Source organism: Paracoccus sp. NFXS7, assembly GCF_040148865.1.
GTDB lineage: Bacteria > Pseudomonadota > Alphaproteobacteria > Rhodobacterales > Rhodobacteraceae > Paracoccus > Paracoccus marcusii.
Window position 1 is genome coordinate 167,077 of record NZ_JAKEKV010000008.1, and the last position, 15,254, is coordinate 182,330.

11 protein-coding genes are annotated in these 15,254 nt (G+C 66.9%); 5 read left to right on the forward strand and 6 right to left on the reverse strand.

The window, feature by feature from the left end:
* Positions 1-3: 3 nt before the first annotated feature.
* Positions 4-1,329, forward strand: coding sequence for an oligosaccharide flippase family protein (locus LZ686_RS14275; protein ID WP_349548227.1), 1,326 nt, complete (start codon positions 4-6; stop codon positions 1,327-1,329).
* Here the strand turns inward: LZ686_RS14275 and LZ686_RS14280 are convergent.
* The 4 genes from LZ686_RS14280 to LZ686_RS14295 form a co-directional block, all read right to left on the reverse strand.
* Positions 1,326-2,489: a glycosyltransferase gene (locus LZ686_RS14280; protein ID WP_349548228.1), complete on the reverse strand. Its 1,164-nt coding sequence runs from the start codon at positions 2,487-2,489 to the stop codon at positions 1,326-1,328. The two genes, LZ686_RS14275 and LZ686_RS14280, sit on opposite strands and share 4 nt — an antisense overlap.
* Complete coding sequence (locus LZ686_RS14285) at positions 2,486-3,247, reverse strand: WecB/TagA/CpsF family glycosyltransferase (protein ID WP_349548229.1); 762 nt, start codon at positions 3,245-3,247, stop codon at positions 2,486-2,488. Before LZ686_RS14285 ends, LZ686_RS14280 begins: the two co-directional genes overlap by 4 nt.
* A complete protein-coding gene (locus LZ686_RS14290; protein ID WP_349548230.1) occupies positions 3,244-7,122 on the reverse strand; it encodes a non-ribosomal peptide synthetase in 3,879 nt (1,292 codons plus the stop codon). The genes LZ686_RS14285 and LZ686_RS14290 overlap by 4 nt, the downstream gene beginning before the upstream one ends.
* Before the next feature lie 126 nt (positions 7,123-7,248).
* Positions 7,249-8,493 carry a glycosyltransferase family 4 protein gene (locus LZ686_RS14295; protein ID WP_349548231.1) on the reverse strand — a complete coding sequence of 415 codons (1,245 nt, stop codon included), beginning with the start codon at positions 8,491-8,493 and terminating at the stop codon, positions 7,249-7,251.
* 142 nt (positions 8,494-8,635) lie between these two features.
* Between LZ686_RS14295 and LZ686_RS14300 the strand changes: the two genes are divergently transcribed.
* Positions 8,636-8,869, forward strand: coding sequence for a hypothetical protein (locus LZ686_RS14300; RefSeq protein ID WP_045982075.1), 234 nt, complete (start codon positions 8,636-8,638; stop codon positions 8,867-8,869).
* 71 nt (positions 8,870-8,940) lie between these two features.
* Entirely contained in the window at positions 8,941-10,080 is a 1,140-nt protein-coding gene (locus LZ686_RS14305; RefSeq protein ID WP_349548232.1) for a Hint domain-containing protein, read from the forward strand.
* Positions 10,081-10,092: 12 nt separating this feature from the next.
* On the opposite strand, the gene LZ686_RS14310 is transcribed toward LZ686_RS14305, so the two are convergent.
* The gene (locus LZ686_RS14310) at positions 10,093-11,130 is read right to left on the reverse strand and encodes a fatty acid desaturase (protein WP_045999764.1); all 1,038 of its coding nucleotides are present in this window, start codon (positions 11,128-11,130) and stop codon (positions 10,093-10,095) included.
* 227 nt (positions 11,131-11,357) lie between these two features.
* On the opposite strand from LZ686_RS14310, the gene LZ686_RS14315 reads away from it, so the two are divergent.
* The gene (locus LZ686_RS14315; protein ID WP_349548233.1) at positions 11,358-11,714 is read left to right on the forward strand and encodes a hypothetical protein; all 357 of its coding nucleotides are present in this window, start codon (positions 11,358-11,360) and stop codon (positions 11,712-11,714) included.
* Positions 11,715-11,931: 217 nt separating this feature from the next.
* Here the strand turns inward: LZ686_RS14315 and LZ686_RS14320 are convergent, their stop codons facing one another.
* Complete coding sequence (locus tag LZ686_RS14320; RefSeq protein WP_349548234.1) at positions 11,932-13,863, reverse strand: methyl-accepting chemotaxis protein; 1,932 nt, start codon at positions 13,861-13,863, stop codon at positions 11,932-11,934.
* 137 nt (positions 13,864-14,000) lie between these two features.
* On the opposite strand from LZ686_RS14320, the gene LZ686_RS14325 reads away from it, so the two are divergent.
* Positions 14,001-15,242 carry an Hsp70 family protein gene (locus LZ686_RS14325; RefSeq protein ID WP_349548235.1) on the forward strand — a complete coding sequence of 414 codons (1,242 nt, stop codon included), beginning with the start codon at positions 14,001-14,003 and terminating at the stop codon, positions 15,240-15,242.
* Positions 15,243-15,254 lie beyond the last annotated feature (12 nt).

Genomic DNA, 15,254 nt, shown 5'->3' on the forward strand with positions numbered 1-15,254 from the left:
ACCATGCGCGCAATGATCGGATCGCTATTCACGGGGCAGGGGCTTGCCCAACGGGCCTTCCGCGGCTCGGCCCTGACGATGATCAGCTTCGGGGGCATCCAGGCGATCCGCCTGGCCTCGAACCTGGTATTGACCCGTCTCCTGTTCCCCGAGGTGTTCGGCCTGATGACCCTGATCATGGTCATCATCCAGGGCCTGAACAACTTTTCGGACGTGGGCATCACCCCGGCCATCCTGCAAAGCCGTAGGGGCGACGACCGAACCTTCCTGGACACGGCCTTTACCATGCAGGCCATCCGCGGGGTGATCCTGTGGCTGGGCTGCTGCATCCTGGCGGTGCCGGCGGCGTCCTTCTACGGGGTGCCCGAACTGGTCTGGTTCCTGCCCGTCGCGGGAACCACCGCGATGATCTATGGCCTGCTGCCCACGAAGATCGAGACCGCGAACCGTCATCTCCAGATGGGTCGCCTGACCATCGTGGAACTCGCGACCGCGGCGGTGACCACGATCATCACCATCGGGCTGGCCGCCATGCTGGAATCGGCCTGGGCGCTGGTGATCGGGCTGATCCTGGGGTCGGTGGTCAAGGTGCTGATGGTCAGCTACTGGATGCCGGGCCCGGCAAACCGGTTCCGGTGGGACCCGGATTGTGTTGCCGAACTGGTGCGTTTCGGCAAATGGATCATGCCGTCGACCGTGGTGGGCTTCGTGATCTCTCAGGGCGACAAGGCAGTCCTGGCGCGCCTGCTGACGCTGACGCAGCTGGGCATCTACAACATCGCGTTCTTTTTGGCCAGCTTTCCGCTGATGCTGGGAACGACGGTGATATCCCGCGTGATGATCCCGCTTTATCGTACCGCGTTCGAGGATCCCAGTGCCGGGCACATGCGTCGCGTGCGCATCGTGCGCGCCGCGCTGACGGGCAGCTTCATGCTGCTGCTGGCGCTGCTGGCGACATTCGGGGAACATCTCGTCGTGCTGCTCTATGATCCGCGCTATGCCAGTGCGGGGCCGCTGGTGACGCTGATCGCGCTGGCCAGCATTCCGTCGTTGATCGGTCTCAGCTACGACCAGGCCGCCTTGGCCGGAGGGGACTCCCGCGGGTTCTTCTGGGTCACGCTGGTGCGCGCTGTGCTGTTTCTCAGCCTGTTCACCCTTGGTGGCATCCAGGCGGGCATTCCGGGCGCCTTGGCGGGGCAGGCGCTGGCGGCGATTCTGGCCTATCCGATGCTGGTGCGCATCGCCCGCAAGCACGGGGCATGGGATGGTCTGCATGATCTGATCTTCGGCGCGGTCGGGCTGATCTTGGCCGCGGTTCTGCTGGTCTAGGCAGGTTTTGCCGCCACGCGGTGCAAGTGATCCATGCGGCGCCTGAACTCGCTGTGGAAGTCATGGGCCTGCGCAAACTCCAACGCGTGGGCCGAGGCCTTGGCGATCGCCGCCCGGTTCAGCTCCGCGATGATGTCGGCGGCCTTCCTGGGCTGTCCCATCGGCATGACCCAACCGCCGCCGGATTGGCGCGCCAGTTCAGACCACATCCGGTTGTTCGTGCCCAGAACGGGCACACCGCAGCCCATCGCCTCCAGATAGCTGCACGAGGGGTCGGACTGCCTGTGCGGGGCCAAGAACAGATCTGCGTTCCGGCGCATCCACGGCACCAGGCCGGTGGCGAAATCGACCGGCTGATGCAGATGAACCGTCCCGCCCAGATCATGCCGCGCCACGTCGTCCGCGATCGCCTGCCGCATGTCGCCGGCGCCAAAGATGTCCATGCGGAAATCCACGCCCTGCTCGCGCAGCGCGATGGCGGTGGGGATCAGGTCCTGCGTGCCCTTCATCGCGATCAACCGGCCGGCATGGACGATCCGCAGCGGCCCGTTCCACCCCGCGCGGGCCTGCATTTCTGAAGCCGTGGCCATGGTCTCCCGCTCTGACCGATTGTCCAGATAGAGGCATGTGTCGTCGTTCAGCCCCCCATAGGCCGCCATCGCTGGATAACCGTTGGCCTGCACCCCGTCCGCTGACCGCAGCGCACGGCGCAGCCGCAACTCCTGCGTCAGAAGCCACTGTACCGACCGGGCCAGCCGCAACGGGCGGCGCGCCAGGTCCAGCCGCGCGACGGCCAGGCGGGTCTGCAGCGGGTATTCGATCGCATAGACCAGCCGCGCCCCAACCGCGCCGCACAGGCGGGCCAGATCCAGCTGCCGATGGTCGTCGGCCGTGCCCAGCACCACCTGCGCGCCGCGCAGATCCTCGGCTGAGATGGGCGCATCCTGGGCGATCAGGCGCAGCTCTCCGGGCAGGTCCGCGGCCGTCACCGGGCTGGCAAAGGGCAGTTTCGCAGATCCCTGTCGCAGCACGACACGGGTCGGGCCGCCCCATTCGCGCGCAAACAGGTGCAGGCCCGCCACGAACTTGTCGTCCATCCACATCTGCCCGTCACGCATCATCACGTGGACCGAGGGCACCATGACCAGCATGCCGGTCATGACTGCCGGGGTCTTTCACGCAGGGCGCGCAGGGCATGTCCCGGCAGGATCAGCGCGCCGCGGACATAGCGCGGTCCCAACCGCTTGGGGCTCAGCGCGGCGCGCCACAGCCATTCCATGCGGGCCGCCCGAAACAACCGCGGGGCGCGGCGCTGCTTGCCCGTGACGAAATCGATGCCCGCCCCGACCGAGGCAAAGCCCACCTGCGGGCAGATCCTGCGCCCGCGCGCGGCCAGGATCTCCTGGCGCGGGGCGCCAAGGGCCAGCAGGCACAGAGAGGCGCCGCTGGCGTTCAGGCGGTCAAGCAGGGCGTCGGCCTCGGCACCGTGGGGATCGAAAGGAAAGCCGGGAGCAGCGACGAGGCTGACGGTCAGTCCGGGATGTGCGGCGATCAGGCGGCGGGCAGCATCCTGTCCGCCCTCCTCGGTGCCGGCCAGAATGGCCACGCCGCGGTCCAGGCGGGCAGCCAGCGCGCACAATGGCTGCACCAGGTCCGATCCTGGCACCAGCGACACCCGCTGTCCGCCAAGCCGCGCCAGCCAGACGACCGGGTTGCCGTCCGCCACGATCAGGTCATGCTGCGCATAGGCCGTGCGGAAATCGGCGTCGCTGCGCAGCTTTTCCAGATGATCGACATTCATCGTCGCCAAGGCAAAACCCTGACGGGCCGCCAGCCGGGTTTCGACGATCGACAGCAGCGCTTGGCGGTCCGGCACGGTCAGGGCGACGCGGTCGTCGCCGATTGCGAATTGCATCATGGCTCCTTCACGGGGGTGGCGGTCGGCGTCGGCGGCAGAAGTCTGCGCAGATGGTCGGCAAGCACCTCGACATTGCCCGGCTCAAGGATCGACAGATGCGTTCCCGGCAGGTCGTGAAGGGTCCACCCGCCCGCCGCAATCTGCGCCCAGCCCAACCCCTGACGTTTACCCTCCGGGGAATCCCAGAAGCTGGCATCGGCGCGGAAGATCGCGATGGGCCGATCATAGGGCTGGGGGTTGTAATGGATCACGGCCTGCACGTTCGCCTCGATCAGCTGGGCCATGTCGACGGTCGGACCTTCGCCGTCGGTCGGCAGCAGGTCGCGCACCTCGGGCTGTTCGTGGGGTCGGCGGTTGTCCAGCGTTTCGACGATATGGCGCAGGCCGTGGCGGCGCAGCTGGCCCAGATGCGCCCGCAGCTTGGCCCAGCCTCGGACCGAGGGCCGTCCGCCGGGGCCCGCGGCGTCCAGCACCACCAGCAGGGGCACCTCGCGCCCCGCGCGGCGCAACTGCTGCGCCAGTTCCAGCGCGAAATACGACGCCATCGACACCGCGACCAGGCAGACCGGCTGCCCCGGCAGGTGCCGGTCCAGCTCCTCCAGATAGGTACGGGCAACGGCTTCGACGCGGATGTCCAGTCCGCCTTCGGGAACGCCGACCGTCAGGCCAAGCACCGGATAGTCGGGACCAAGCGCGTCCGACAGGGGCCGGAACAGTGCCTGCTTGCGGCCCAGAACATGGACGCCGATGATCGGAACGTTATGTCCCAGGGGCTGGGTCGGGATCAGATAGCGGGGCCGATCCGGGGTCGTGCGGTGCAGGCGGACCAGCCCTTCGGGCGTGGGGGCCTGCATGACATCGGCCGTGTGCAGGCGCAGTCCGGTGCGGCTTCGCACAAGGCTGATCAGGCGCAACGCCAGAAGGGAATCGCCGCCAAGGTCGTAGAAGTCGTCATCCGGTCCGACATGGGCCAGTTCCAGCACATTGGCCATGCAGGCGGCCACGGACAGGACCTGCGGTTCGGCATGGCCGGGTCCGGCCACGGGCCCGGCGGCGGCGGGACGGGGCAGCAGGTCCCGCGCGATCTTGCCGTTCGCGGTGACCGGCAGATCATCGACCGCAATCAGCCGTGGCACCATATAGGCAGGCAGCTGGTCGCGCAGATCGCGCGCGACCTGGTCGATGTCGGTGCCATCCTCGATGACGACCCAGCCCAGCAGGCGTGCCGGCGGTCCCTTGTCCAGGTCCACGAACAGCTGCAGGACGCCGGGTCGTGCCGCCAGGGCGCTTTCGATCTGGCCCAGTTCGATCCGCTGGCCGCGCAGCTTGACCTGCCGATCCTCGCGCCCCAGGAACATCAGCTGCCCATCCGCCGACCAGCGGCCCAGATCGCCGCTGCGATACAGCCGGCCTTCGGCGTCTGCCATGAACGCCCGTGCGGTCGAATCAGGATCGTCCAGATAGCCGCCGCTGACGGCCTGACCGCCGATCACGATCTCTCCCTCGCCACCCACAGGCGTGGGCGTACCGTCCGGCGCCCGCAGCACGACGCGGGCATGGCCAGCGGGACGACCGATCGGAACCTCGGACCCGGCGGACAGGGACGATCCCTGCCACAGGGTACTGGTCACCGTGGCTTCGGCCGGGCCATAGGCGTTGACGAACCGGACGCCAGGGGCCAGGCGCTGCCATTCGCGGAAGGCTGCGGGCGGCACGCGTTCGCTGCCCGTCACCAGCAGGCGCAGGCTGTCTGGTATGGGCCGCGGATGATCGCGCAGGTCCGCGACCATCTGTTGCCAATAGCTGGCGGGCAGGTTCAGAACCGTCAGCCCATGCCGCCGGACCAGATCCAGCAGACCCTGGATCGAGCCGAGCGGCGTGGCGTCGCGCAACACGACATGCGCGCCGGACAGCAGGGTCGGCCAGACCTCCTCCAGTGCGACGTCGAAACTGGGCGTCGCGAATTGCAGGACAGCATCCTGTTCGGTCAGCGCATAGGCGTCGACCATCGCATGGGCATGCGCGCTGAGTGCCGCGTTCAGCCCCCGAACCGCCTTGGGCGTTCCGGTGGAGCCGGAGGTGAAGGTGACATAGGCCAAGCTGTCCGCATCCAGGGGTGGTCGCGGCGGGGCGTGGGCTTGGCAGGCATCGTCGGCCATCACCACGTTCGGTGCGGCGGTCGACAGTGGCATGTCCTGCTGGACCACGATGGCCTTGGCACGGGCCTGGCGGATCAGGCCGGACAGATAGTCGTGGGACTGATCCAGATCCAGCAGCAGAAAGCCGGCGCCAGCCTTGAGCGTGGCCAGCATCGCGGCGATCTGGCGCACGGATCGGGGCAGGGCGATGGCCACGACATCCTGCGGACCGATGCCGCATCCGACAAGCCGCGCCGCAAGGGCATTGGCCTGCTGGTCCAAGGTGCGGAAATCGACGGAATGACCCGTCTGCGCCTCGGTTACGGCGGTCCGGTCGCCGTGACGCGCGACCGTCGCCTCGAAGGCCGATGCCAGGTCGGGCAGCACATCCGGGACGGGCCGGTCTGGGCGCCCCAAGGCGTGCAGGTGTCGCTGCTCCTCTGCATCCAGCATCGTCAGATCGGACAGCGGCGTGTCAGTGTCGGCCCGACCCATCGCCTGCAGCAGGCTGGCCATCTGGTGCAGGATGCGGGTCGCCACCTCGTCGGGCAACCGGGCGGTGTCATGCTCCAGCGACAGCCACAACGCGCCTTCGTCATGGACCGACAGCGACATCAGCGCCGTGCCCTCCTCGATCAGGCGGACGCCGGTCCAGCCGCAGCCGTCCGCCGCAAGCCGCGCGGCAAGCGTGCCGCGCTGATACATCAGGACGGTATCGTAAAGCGCCGCACGGCCCTGCCGACCGGACCACTGCCGGATCAGCGTCTGTCGCGCATGGGAATGCGGCCGCAACTGCAGCGTCTGCGCCCGCAGGCGCGCCAGCAGCTCGCCGAAGGTTCCGATGTCGTCCATCCGCACCTGGAACGGCACCGTCGTGACCAGACAGCCCGCGACCCGATCATTGCGACCACGACCTGATTCCACCAGACCGAAGGCCGCGCCGGACCGCCCGGTCCAGCGCATCAGCAGCATCGACCAAGCCGCCTGCACCACCGTCAGCGTGGTCACCTGCGCCGCATGCGCCAGACGGCGGATGGCGTCGCACGCGTCCATCGACAGAGTCAGGTCGGTCTGGTGCATCGGGCCATGCGTTTTCGCCGGGGCCGCGGGAAAGGCCGACGCGACGGTTTCATCGGACAACGTGGCGGCAAAGGCGGCGCGGGCCTGCGGCTCGTCCAGCTGGCGCTCCCGGATCGCCTGGACGAAGCCGATGCCGGGTGCCATCAGCGGATCGCCGGACAGGATCCGCCACAGTTCGGTCAGAATCAACGCGATGCTGGTCCCGTCGATCAGGGCGTGGTGGATGGTCCAGACCATCCGGGCCTGCCCCCCACCCAGATCGGCCATCGTGACCCGCCATCCGGGCCGTTCGGTGGGGTCCACGCCGGCCGCGCGGTCATCGGCCAGAAAACGGTCCACCATCCCGTCCGACAAATCGGCACTGTCCATATGCACCGGCGCGTGGTCCAGCACGTCCAGGCGCAGGATGCCGGTATCGTCGGTGACCAGGACGGTCCGCAGCGTCTCGTGACGGTCTGCCAACTGCTGCCACGCGGCCAGCAGGGGGCCGGGCGCCAAAATGTCGGACGGAGCGTCCAGAACGATCTGTTCGATATGGGCGCGGTTCGGATCTGCCTGATCGCTGCCCGCCAGAAAGGCCGCCTGGCTGTCGGTGGCGGCGGGCAGATCGCGGACGATCTTTCGATCATCCGTGCTGACAGACGGTCCGTGCAGCATATTCCTAATCCGTTCCGACCAAATAAGATGAAACCAGCGATACCCGTCCAATCACGCTATCGCAAAGAAAGAGTTGCCGCATAGCCGATTGATCGCGATTTTACATAGATGAACCTGCCCGCGACCTTACCGGTTCCGACTGTCCGCGAACAGTGCGGCCAGCTTGCCGGCCTCTGTTGCGATGTCATGGCGCGTCAGCGCACGGGTACGGGCGGCGGCGCCCATCCGTTCCAGCTGGTCTCGTGGGGTCCGGGCGGCGGTGTCCAGCGCCTTGGCCAGGTCGTCTTCGGACCCGGCCGGGATAAGCCAGCCGGTCTGGCCGTCGACCATCAGTTCGGGGATGCCAGCAATCAGGGTGGCGATGCAGGGGCGGCCCGCCGCCATCGCCTCCATCAGGGCCACGGGCAGGCCTTCGGCAAAGCTGGGCATGGCCATGACATGCGCCGCAGACAGCGCGTCGCGCACGCCGGTCTCGTCCAGCCAGCCGGCCAGCGTGACGCGCGTGTCCAGCCCGTGCGCCCTGATCGCCCGCTGGATCTCGGCCCGCAGCGGGCCGTCACCAACCAGCGTCAGGTGCACCGGCGCGGTGCAGCGCGCCATCGCCTCGATCAGCAGGACCTGGCCCTTCTGCTCGGCGAAGCGGCCGATGCAGACCACGCGCAGCGGATCGTGCGCGTCCGGTCCCGGCGGCAGGGGAACCGGCGCCGCGAACAGGGCGGGGTCGATGCCGCAATGCACCACCTTGATGCGGTCCCAGGCATCGAAGGGCGCCCATCGCGCCAGCTGGCTGCGTCCGAAGGCGCTGACTGCCACCGCGAAACGCGCTTCGGCCACCTTGTCACGCAGCAGCAGCGTGTGCGGGCCATCGAACTCCTCGGGGCCGTGAAAGGTCACGCTGTAGCCCGGCCCGCCCAGCATCCGCACATAGCGGACCACATCGGCCGAGTTTGTTCCGAAATGGGCATGCAGATGCGTCAGGCCCAGCTGCCGGCTGCGATCGGCCAGGATGGCGGCCTCTGCCAGATAGATCACCTGGCGCAGCGGGCCGCGCCCGGGCCCGCCCCGCCGCCCTGCCGACAGTGCCCGAAGCAGGCTGCGCGGATGGCGGATCACCGCACGGATCAGCGCCATGCCCAAGGTCAACGCACCCCGGTCCAGCACGTATTCGGTCCGGTCGGCCTCGGTCTGATCCTCGGCAGACAGCACGGGTTGATCGTCTCGCCGCATGGCGAACCGCGCGACGGTCAGACCGGCCGCCTCGAGGGCCCGAATCTCCCTGCGGATGAAGGTCTGGGACGGACGGGGATAGGTGTTGATGACATAGCCGATCCGGTCGGGGGGCAGCGTCGGGTCCATGTCGTCACCGTTCATATTATTCGCCTTAAAGTTTAATTACTTGCGTCTTACACTCGCATGAATGGTGCCCGAAAGACGCCATTCTGTCGATCTTGTTTCGCAAATGAACCGATCGGTGCTATAGTTGTTAGGATCATTTTGAAAGGGTCGGGGCATTTTGCTGGTCGGTATTATCGCAACCTCTGCAGTCATTGGCATCGTCTCAACCATCCTGTTCCTCGTGCTGGGGTTCGGATGGCTGTCGTCGATCCTGTGGGGCTACGTCGGTTGCGGCATGCTCAGCGTGTTCGCATTGTCCCTTCTTGTCAGCCGTTCCCTTCGATACCGCAATTGTCCGGGGCGATCCAACCTGAACGATGCGGCGCCCGTCGGCGGCGCGGACTGCGATTAAACTTGTACGCAAGATAAACTGGCGCGATGAATTGGTGCGGCTATTGCTGAGGCTCCATGATGGAGGCTCAGATGACGAACGCCGTGACCTGGATGTGGATTGGCAACCACCAGCAGATCAACACCACGCCAGGAACGCCCGCGACCGGGACCGAGGCGGACGGGATGAAGGGCTACAAGGTTGTCGGCCAGAATCAGATCAAGCCGGTCGAGTTGGACGGACAGCTGCGCGCGATCAATACCGCCCAGGGCCCGGCCGAGGCTTATGCCACAAGCTACAGCCAGCATCCTGACGGTGCCAGCAAGTTCGCCTATGGTTCGCCCACCGATGGGGGGCAAAGTACCAGCCAGATCACCGGCTTCCTCAAGGTTCAGTACAAGCTGACCTTTCCGGACAACACCACCAGCACCCAGGACGGCGTGCTGATCCAGATGCGCAACGGGGACATGTTCTTCCGCCCCGCCAAGGACAGCGTCGCGGCATGGTCTGACGTCAAGTCGCTGCATTCGGTCGAGATCATCGAGGCGGACCCCCTGCCCAAGGAGGTCTATGTCGCCAAGATCTCGTTCGCGCCTGACATCCACGACATGGAGATCATGTGCTTTGCTTCGGACACGTTGATCCTGACCGCGGACGGGCCGCGCCCGGTCGACAGCCTGCAGCCCGGTGACCTGATCTGGACGCGCGATCACGGATATCAGCCCCTGCGGTGGATCGGCAGGCGCCGTTTCGATGGCGTGGATCTGGCGGCGAACCCCAAGCTTCGTCCGATCCGCATTGCGGCCGGGGCGCTTGGCCTAAACCAGCCGTCGGCGCCCCTGTCCGTGTCGCGCCAGCACCGCATCATGATCCGGTCATCGGTCGCGCGGACCCTGTTCGGGACCGAGGAGATCCTGGCACCGGCTTGCCAGCTGACCGATGTTCCGGGCATCGCGGTGGACATGTCCGTATCGCAGGTGACCTATTGCCATCTGATGTTCGACGCCCACCAGGTGGTCGATTCCAACGGCGCACAGACGGAATCTTTGTATCCCGGCCCCCAGGCCCTGCGCGCGATGGGGTCTGCGGCCCTGTCCGAACTGCAGCAGATCTTTCCCGAATTGTTTGCCGATCAGGCCCACCCGGCCGAGGCCCGCACCTTCGTGCGCGGCCCCCGGCTGCGCCAGCTTGTTCAGCTGCACACCGTCGGACAGGCCGCGCTGGTCAGCTGAACGCTGCCGGCCTCAGCCGGCCGTCGGCGCGCCGTAAAGGCTGCGCGCCTCACGGAAGGACACCAGGCGACGACGATTTTCGTCCCACAGGTGCAGGTTCACCGACCGCAGGCTTTCGCGCAGGGTCAACCGCTGTGCCGATGCCAGTTCGTCATGGTCGCGCAGGATTTCCGGCAGGCGATAGAACGGGATGCGGCTGTACAGGTGGTGGACATGATGCACCCCGATATTGGCGGACAGCCAGCGCAGGGGCTGGGGCAGGATGTAATGCGACGATCCGGCCAGCGCCGCATCGTGCAATTGCCATTCGTCCCCATTGGCCCAGTGTGTTTCCTCGAACTGATGCTGGACATAGAACAGCCATACGCCGACGGTCCCCGCGACGATGGTCGTGGGCAGAAAGATTAGCAGGACGGGCATCGGCCCCGCAAACCAGATCATCGTGCCCAGGATCAGCGCCAGCGCCAGATTGGTACCCAGGGCCGATGCCCAGAACCGCCATCCCGCCCGCATCAGCCCAAGCGGCAGACGATTCTGCAGCAGGAACAGATAGCTTGGCCCCAGCACGAACAGCACCAGGGGGTGGCGATAAAGCCGGTACATCAGCCGTCCGAACCTGCCGCGGCTGCGATACTCGCCCACCGTCAGGGTCATCACGTCGCCGATACCGCGTTCGTCCAGGTTCCCGTGCTGGGCGTGGTGCAGCGAATGGGTCCGGCGCCAGACGTCATAGGGCGTCAGCGTCAGCACGCCCAGACCCCGCCCGATCCAGTCCTGGACCTTGCGATTGCGAAAGAACGACGCGTGGCCGCAATCATGCTGGATGCAGAAGATGCGGACCAGGAACAGCCCGTTCACCAGCGCGATCGGCACGGCCAGCCAATAGCTGACCGACAGCGCCGCCCAGGCCAGCGCCCAGAGCGCCAGGAACGGAACGATCGTGGCCATCAACTCCCACACGCTGCGGCGGGTCGACGGCTCGCGATACTTGGCGAGGACCTGCACCCATTCCTTGGCCTGGCGCGGCGTGCTTGCGTTCGGTGTACCCATAATCAGCGACTCTGCGCCCCCTCAGTTCATTTCAGGCGGCGATAGCACAGAAAGGTCGCCGCCGCCTATGGGCCCCGTGACGTCCCATCGCCGCATCATGGCTGACAAAGGGTTGGAGACCGGATCGGACACGGTTTCGTCACCGGATCGACAGCAGTGGTGATGATGCGCGGAACCGGCGCACGCCGGCCGCGTTTTGCGGTGAACAATTCAGGCGAGGCCACCCGATGATCATCCCGTTCGCACGACTGACGCTGACTGCGGCCGCTCTGGCGCTGGCAGTCCCCATCGGCGGTCTGTCAGGGAGTGCGGCATGGGCGCAGGCCGCACCGACCGAGCGCGTGTCCGAGGCACCGGAATGCGCGGCCGATGCCGGTGTCGCCGAACCGGCAACCCAGCCTGACGCATCCGAGGACAGCACAGCCGCGGAAAACACCGGAACCACCGGCTGGAGCGGTGGAACAGGCGGATCACAGCTGGGCACCAACATTCAGGGCGCCGTCGAATCGTCCCCGACCTGGCAGCCCCCGACGGCGCGGGGTTTGGACCTTGCCGGAACTGCCGAAGACCAGCGGGCCTGCTGACGCCCGCTCTGCAAAATCAGTTGGACCATGCCGCTTGTCGGTGCATCGCTAGCATGTTGTGCATCTTTCACGGGTATCGAAACTTACAATTACAGTCTTATGGATGCCCTTGCAGCACTGTCGTCACTTTATTGAGAGTTACGCGAAAGCCGCTGCCGAACAATCGGCAGCGGCTTATGTTTGTCTGCATTCCAGCGGCCACCTGGCTATGGTGCGCTCAGAATTCCATCATGCGTGCAGTGACTGTCTTGGGCGATCCGACCCTATGGCGCGGCGGGGCGACTTGGACGAACGGATCGTCGCTGGTGTGAAACGGATCATCCCGTGTGCCCCATGTCGAGGCCGGCTGGAAGGTGAAGCTGGTCAGGGCTGAGGCCAGTACGCCTGCCTGATGCTGCAGCGACGCTGCAGCGGCATTCGTTTCCTCGGCCACGGCGGCGTTCTGCTGGGTCACTTGGTCCAAATGGTTGACGCCCGAGTTGATCTCGGACAATGCAGTGGACTGGTCGCTGGCTGCCAGGGCGATGGCTGCGACCTGATCCGACACCTCGCGGGCCTTGGACAGGATCTGCTCGAGGCTGCCCCCGGTGCGGCTGACCAGCGAGGATCCTGACCGAACGTGCTGCGACGAATCCGAGATAAGCCCCTTGATCTCACGCGCGGATTCCGACGCACGCTGCGCTAGCCCGCGCACCTCGGATGCGACCACGGCGAAACCGCGACCCGCCTCTCCAGCACGGGCGGCCTCGACCCCGGCGTTCAGCGCCAGCAGGTTCGTCTGGAACGCGATATCGTCGATGACGGTGATAATGCGGTTGATCTGCTCCGAGGATGTCTCGATCTTTTCCATGGCCTGGATCGCCTCTCCGACGATGCAGCGGCCCTCCTCCGCGATCGAGCGGTTGGTGCGGGACACGCTCTCGGCCGTGCGGGCCAGATCGGCGGTGGAGTGCACGCTGGCGGTCAGTTCGGTCAGCGCCGCCGCCGATTCCTCCAGCGTGGCGGCCTGCGTCTCTGCGCGACCCGCCAGATCCTGGGCGGCAGAGGTGATCTCGTCCGAGCCCGTGCGCACCTGGCGGGCGACCTCGACGATGCGGCCCATCGTGCTGCCCAGATCGGACACGACCTTGTTGAAGCTGGCGCGCAGCGCCTCGTATTCATGGGGAAAGGGATCATGCGCGGGGCTTGCGATCTGCGCGGTCAGGTCGCCCGCCGCCAGCCGCTCCAACCCGGTCGAGATGTCGGTCACGATGCGCGCCTGCTTGCGGGACTGCGCCTGCGCCTCGGCGGCGCCGGCCTCGCGCAGGGCGGCGGCGGCGTGGCGGGCCTCCTGTGCCTGGGCCAGGCCGTCGCGAAACTGTTCCAGATTGCGGGCTATCGAGCCGATCTCGTCGCGCATCGCCGTGCCGGGGATCGGCCGGTCGTAGTTCTGGCGGGCGACATGCTGCATCGCGGCGTCGACGGCCGCCAAGGGCCGCAGGGCACGACGCGTCATCACCTGGTTCAGCGCAAAGGCCAGCAGCAGCGCGGCGGCCGTCAGGGCCACGGCGGTGGTCAGGTTGCGCCACAGTACCGCCTCGATCCCGTCCATCGCCACGCCGGCATAAAGGACGCCGTTCACCTGACCCTGTTGATCGCGGACCGGGACATACAGCGTCAGATAGGGATGATCCAGGATCGTGGTCGTGCCGGAATAGGTCCGCCCCTCCAGCATGGCGGCATGAACCGGGCCCGTCGGGTCCAGCGGCGTGCCGACCGCGCGGGTGCCGTCCGGGCGCTTGACGTTCGTCGTCACGCGCATGAACTGACCCAGTTCGGGGTCAAGCCGGAAGATGGTCGCCGTCTCGCCGGTCTGGCCACCGACATCGTCGATCATGGTGTGATCGTCGAAATCGGGGATCTGCGGCCAGACGACGTCGCCCAGGGTGCCGTCCGGCCTGGTCGTCGCGGAGAAGCCGTCGTGGTCCACGGCAAGATCATAGGACAGGACGCGCAGCGTCACCCGTTGCGCGCTTTGGGCGTTTTCCAGAAGGCTTTGGCGTTGCGCCATGCTGAGCACGGTGACCAGCACAAGCGCCAGGGCCGTCATCAGGCCAAGGCTGGTCAGGGTGATCTTTTGGCGCAGGGACAGGCGCGGGACGAAGGACATCGAAATCTCCGGGACAGGGACCAGGAGCCGACGCTAGCGCACAAATGCTAATGTCCGGTTAGCGTGCCCCCGCTTGACTTGGCCCGGCCCTCCGCCTAGGCACGCGCCCTTCGCAGACACAGGGCAGGGCATCCGATATGGCACCGCGTGGCAAGGGCCTGGGCATCGACTTCGGCACCTCGAACTCGGCAGCAGGACATGCACCGGACGGGACGCCGCGCCTGATCCGGCTGGAACCGGGGCAGACGACCATGCCCACGACCTTTTTCCTGGACGCTGACAGCCGCACCACCCTGATGGGCCAGCCCGCGAACCGCGCCCTGCTGGACGGGCACGAGGGCCGCTTCATGCGGGCGCTGAAGCGCGTCCTGGGCACATCGCTGATGCATGAAAAGCGGATGATCCTGAACGAGAGGGTGACCTTTGTCGACCTGATCGCGCGCTTTCTGAACGGCATCAAGACGCGGGCTGAGGCCGAGACCGGGCAGACCTTCGACCGCGCGCTGTCGGGCCGGCCCGTCGTCTTTCATGGCGATGGCGACCCGCGCGAGGCGCAGGCCGAGGACGATCTGCGCCAATGCTATCTGGCTGCGGGCTTTCGCGACGTGGACTTCATGCCCGAGCCCGAGGCCGCGGCCATCGCCGCCGGTGCCGCGCGGCCCGGCGCCACGGGCCTGATCGTGGACGTGGGCGGCGGCACGTCGGATTTCTCGCTGTTCCAGGGGCAGGGGGCGGGGGTACGGATCCTGGCCAGCCACGGCGTGCGGATCGGCGGCACCGATTTCGACCGCGCGGTCAGCCTGGATCACGTGATGCCGCTGCTGGGCAGGGGATCGGTCCTTCGCAAGGCGATGGGGCCGGGGACGTCGCCCGTACCGAACGCCATCTACAACGACCTTGCCACGTGGGAGAAGATCCCCTTCGTGAATACCCCCCAGAACCGCCGCATGGTCGCCGAAATGGTCCGGCTGGCCGAACAGCCCGACGCCATGGCCCGCCTGTCGCGCGTGCTGGAGGACGATCTGGGCCACGATCTGGCCTTTGCCGTCGAACGCGGCAAGATCGCCGCCAATGACGGTGCCGACGACGCGGCCATCCTGCTGGACGAGGTCGAACGCGGCCTGTCCGCGCCGCTGGCCGGGCAGGCGTTGGCCGACAGCCTGTCGCGCCACGCCAGCCAGCTGCACGAGGGCGCCGTCGAGACGCTGCACCGCGCACAGCTGACCCCCGCACAGGTCGACCGGGTGATCTATGTCGGGGGGTCAAGCCTGATGACGGTCGTAAGCGACACGATGCGCGCGGCCTTTCCCGATGCAGATCATTCGGCACGGGACGTGTTCACGGCCGTGGCCGACGGGCTGGCCATCGCGGCGCGGTAGGGGCGGGGAAGG

Coding starts and splice junctions, on each gene's coding strand:
- LZ686_RS14275 (WP_349548227.1), top strand. CDS start 4: ATGCGCGCAATGATCGGATCGCTATTCACGGGGCAGGGGCTTGCCCAA.
- LZ686_RS14280 (WP_349548228.1), bottom strand. CDS start 2,489: ATGACCGGCATGCTGGTCATGGTGCCCTCGGTCCACGTGATGATGCGT.
- LZ686_RS14285 (WP_349548229.1), bottom strand. CDS start 3,247: ATGATGCAATTCGCAATCGGCGACGACCGCGTCGCCCTGACCGTGCCG.
- LZ686_RS14290 (WP_349548230.1), bottom strand. CDS start 7,122: ATGCTGCACGGACCGTCTGTCAGCACGGATGATCGAAAGATCGTCCGC.
- LZ686_RS14295 (WP_349548231.1), bottom strand. CDS start 8,493: ATGAACGGTGACGACATGGACCCGACGCTGCCCCCCGACCGGATCGGC.
- LZ686_RS14305 (WP_349548232.1), top strand. CDS start 8,941: ATGACGAACGCCGTGACCTGGATGTGGATTGGCAACCACCAGCAGATC.
- LZ686_RS14310 (WP_045999764.1), bottom strand. CDS start 11,130: ATGGGTACACCGAACGCAAGCACGCCGCGCCAGGCCAAGGAATGGGTG.
- LZ686_RS14315 (WP_349548233.1), top strand. CDS start 11,358: ATGATCATCCCGTTCGCACGACTGACGCTGACTGCGGCCGCTCTGGCG.
- LZ686_RS14320 (WP_349548234.1), bottom strand. CDS start 13,863: ATGTCCTTCGTCCCGCGCCTGTCCCTGCGCCAAAAGATCACCCTGACC.
- LZ686_RS14325 (WP_349548235.1), top strand. CDS start 14,001: ATGGCACCGCGTGGCAAGGGCCTGGGCATCGACTTCGGCACCTCGAAC.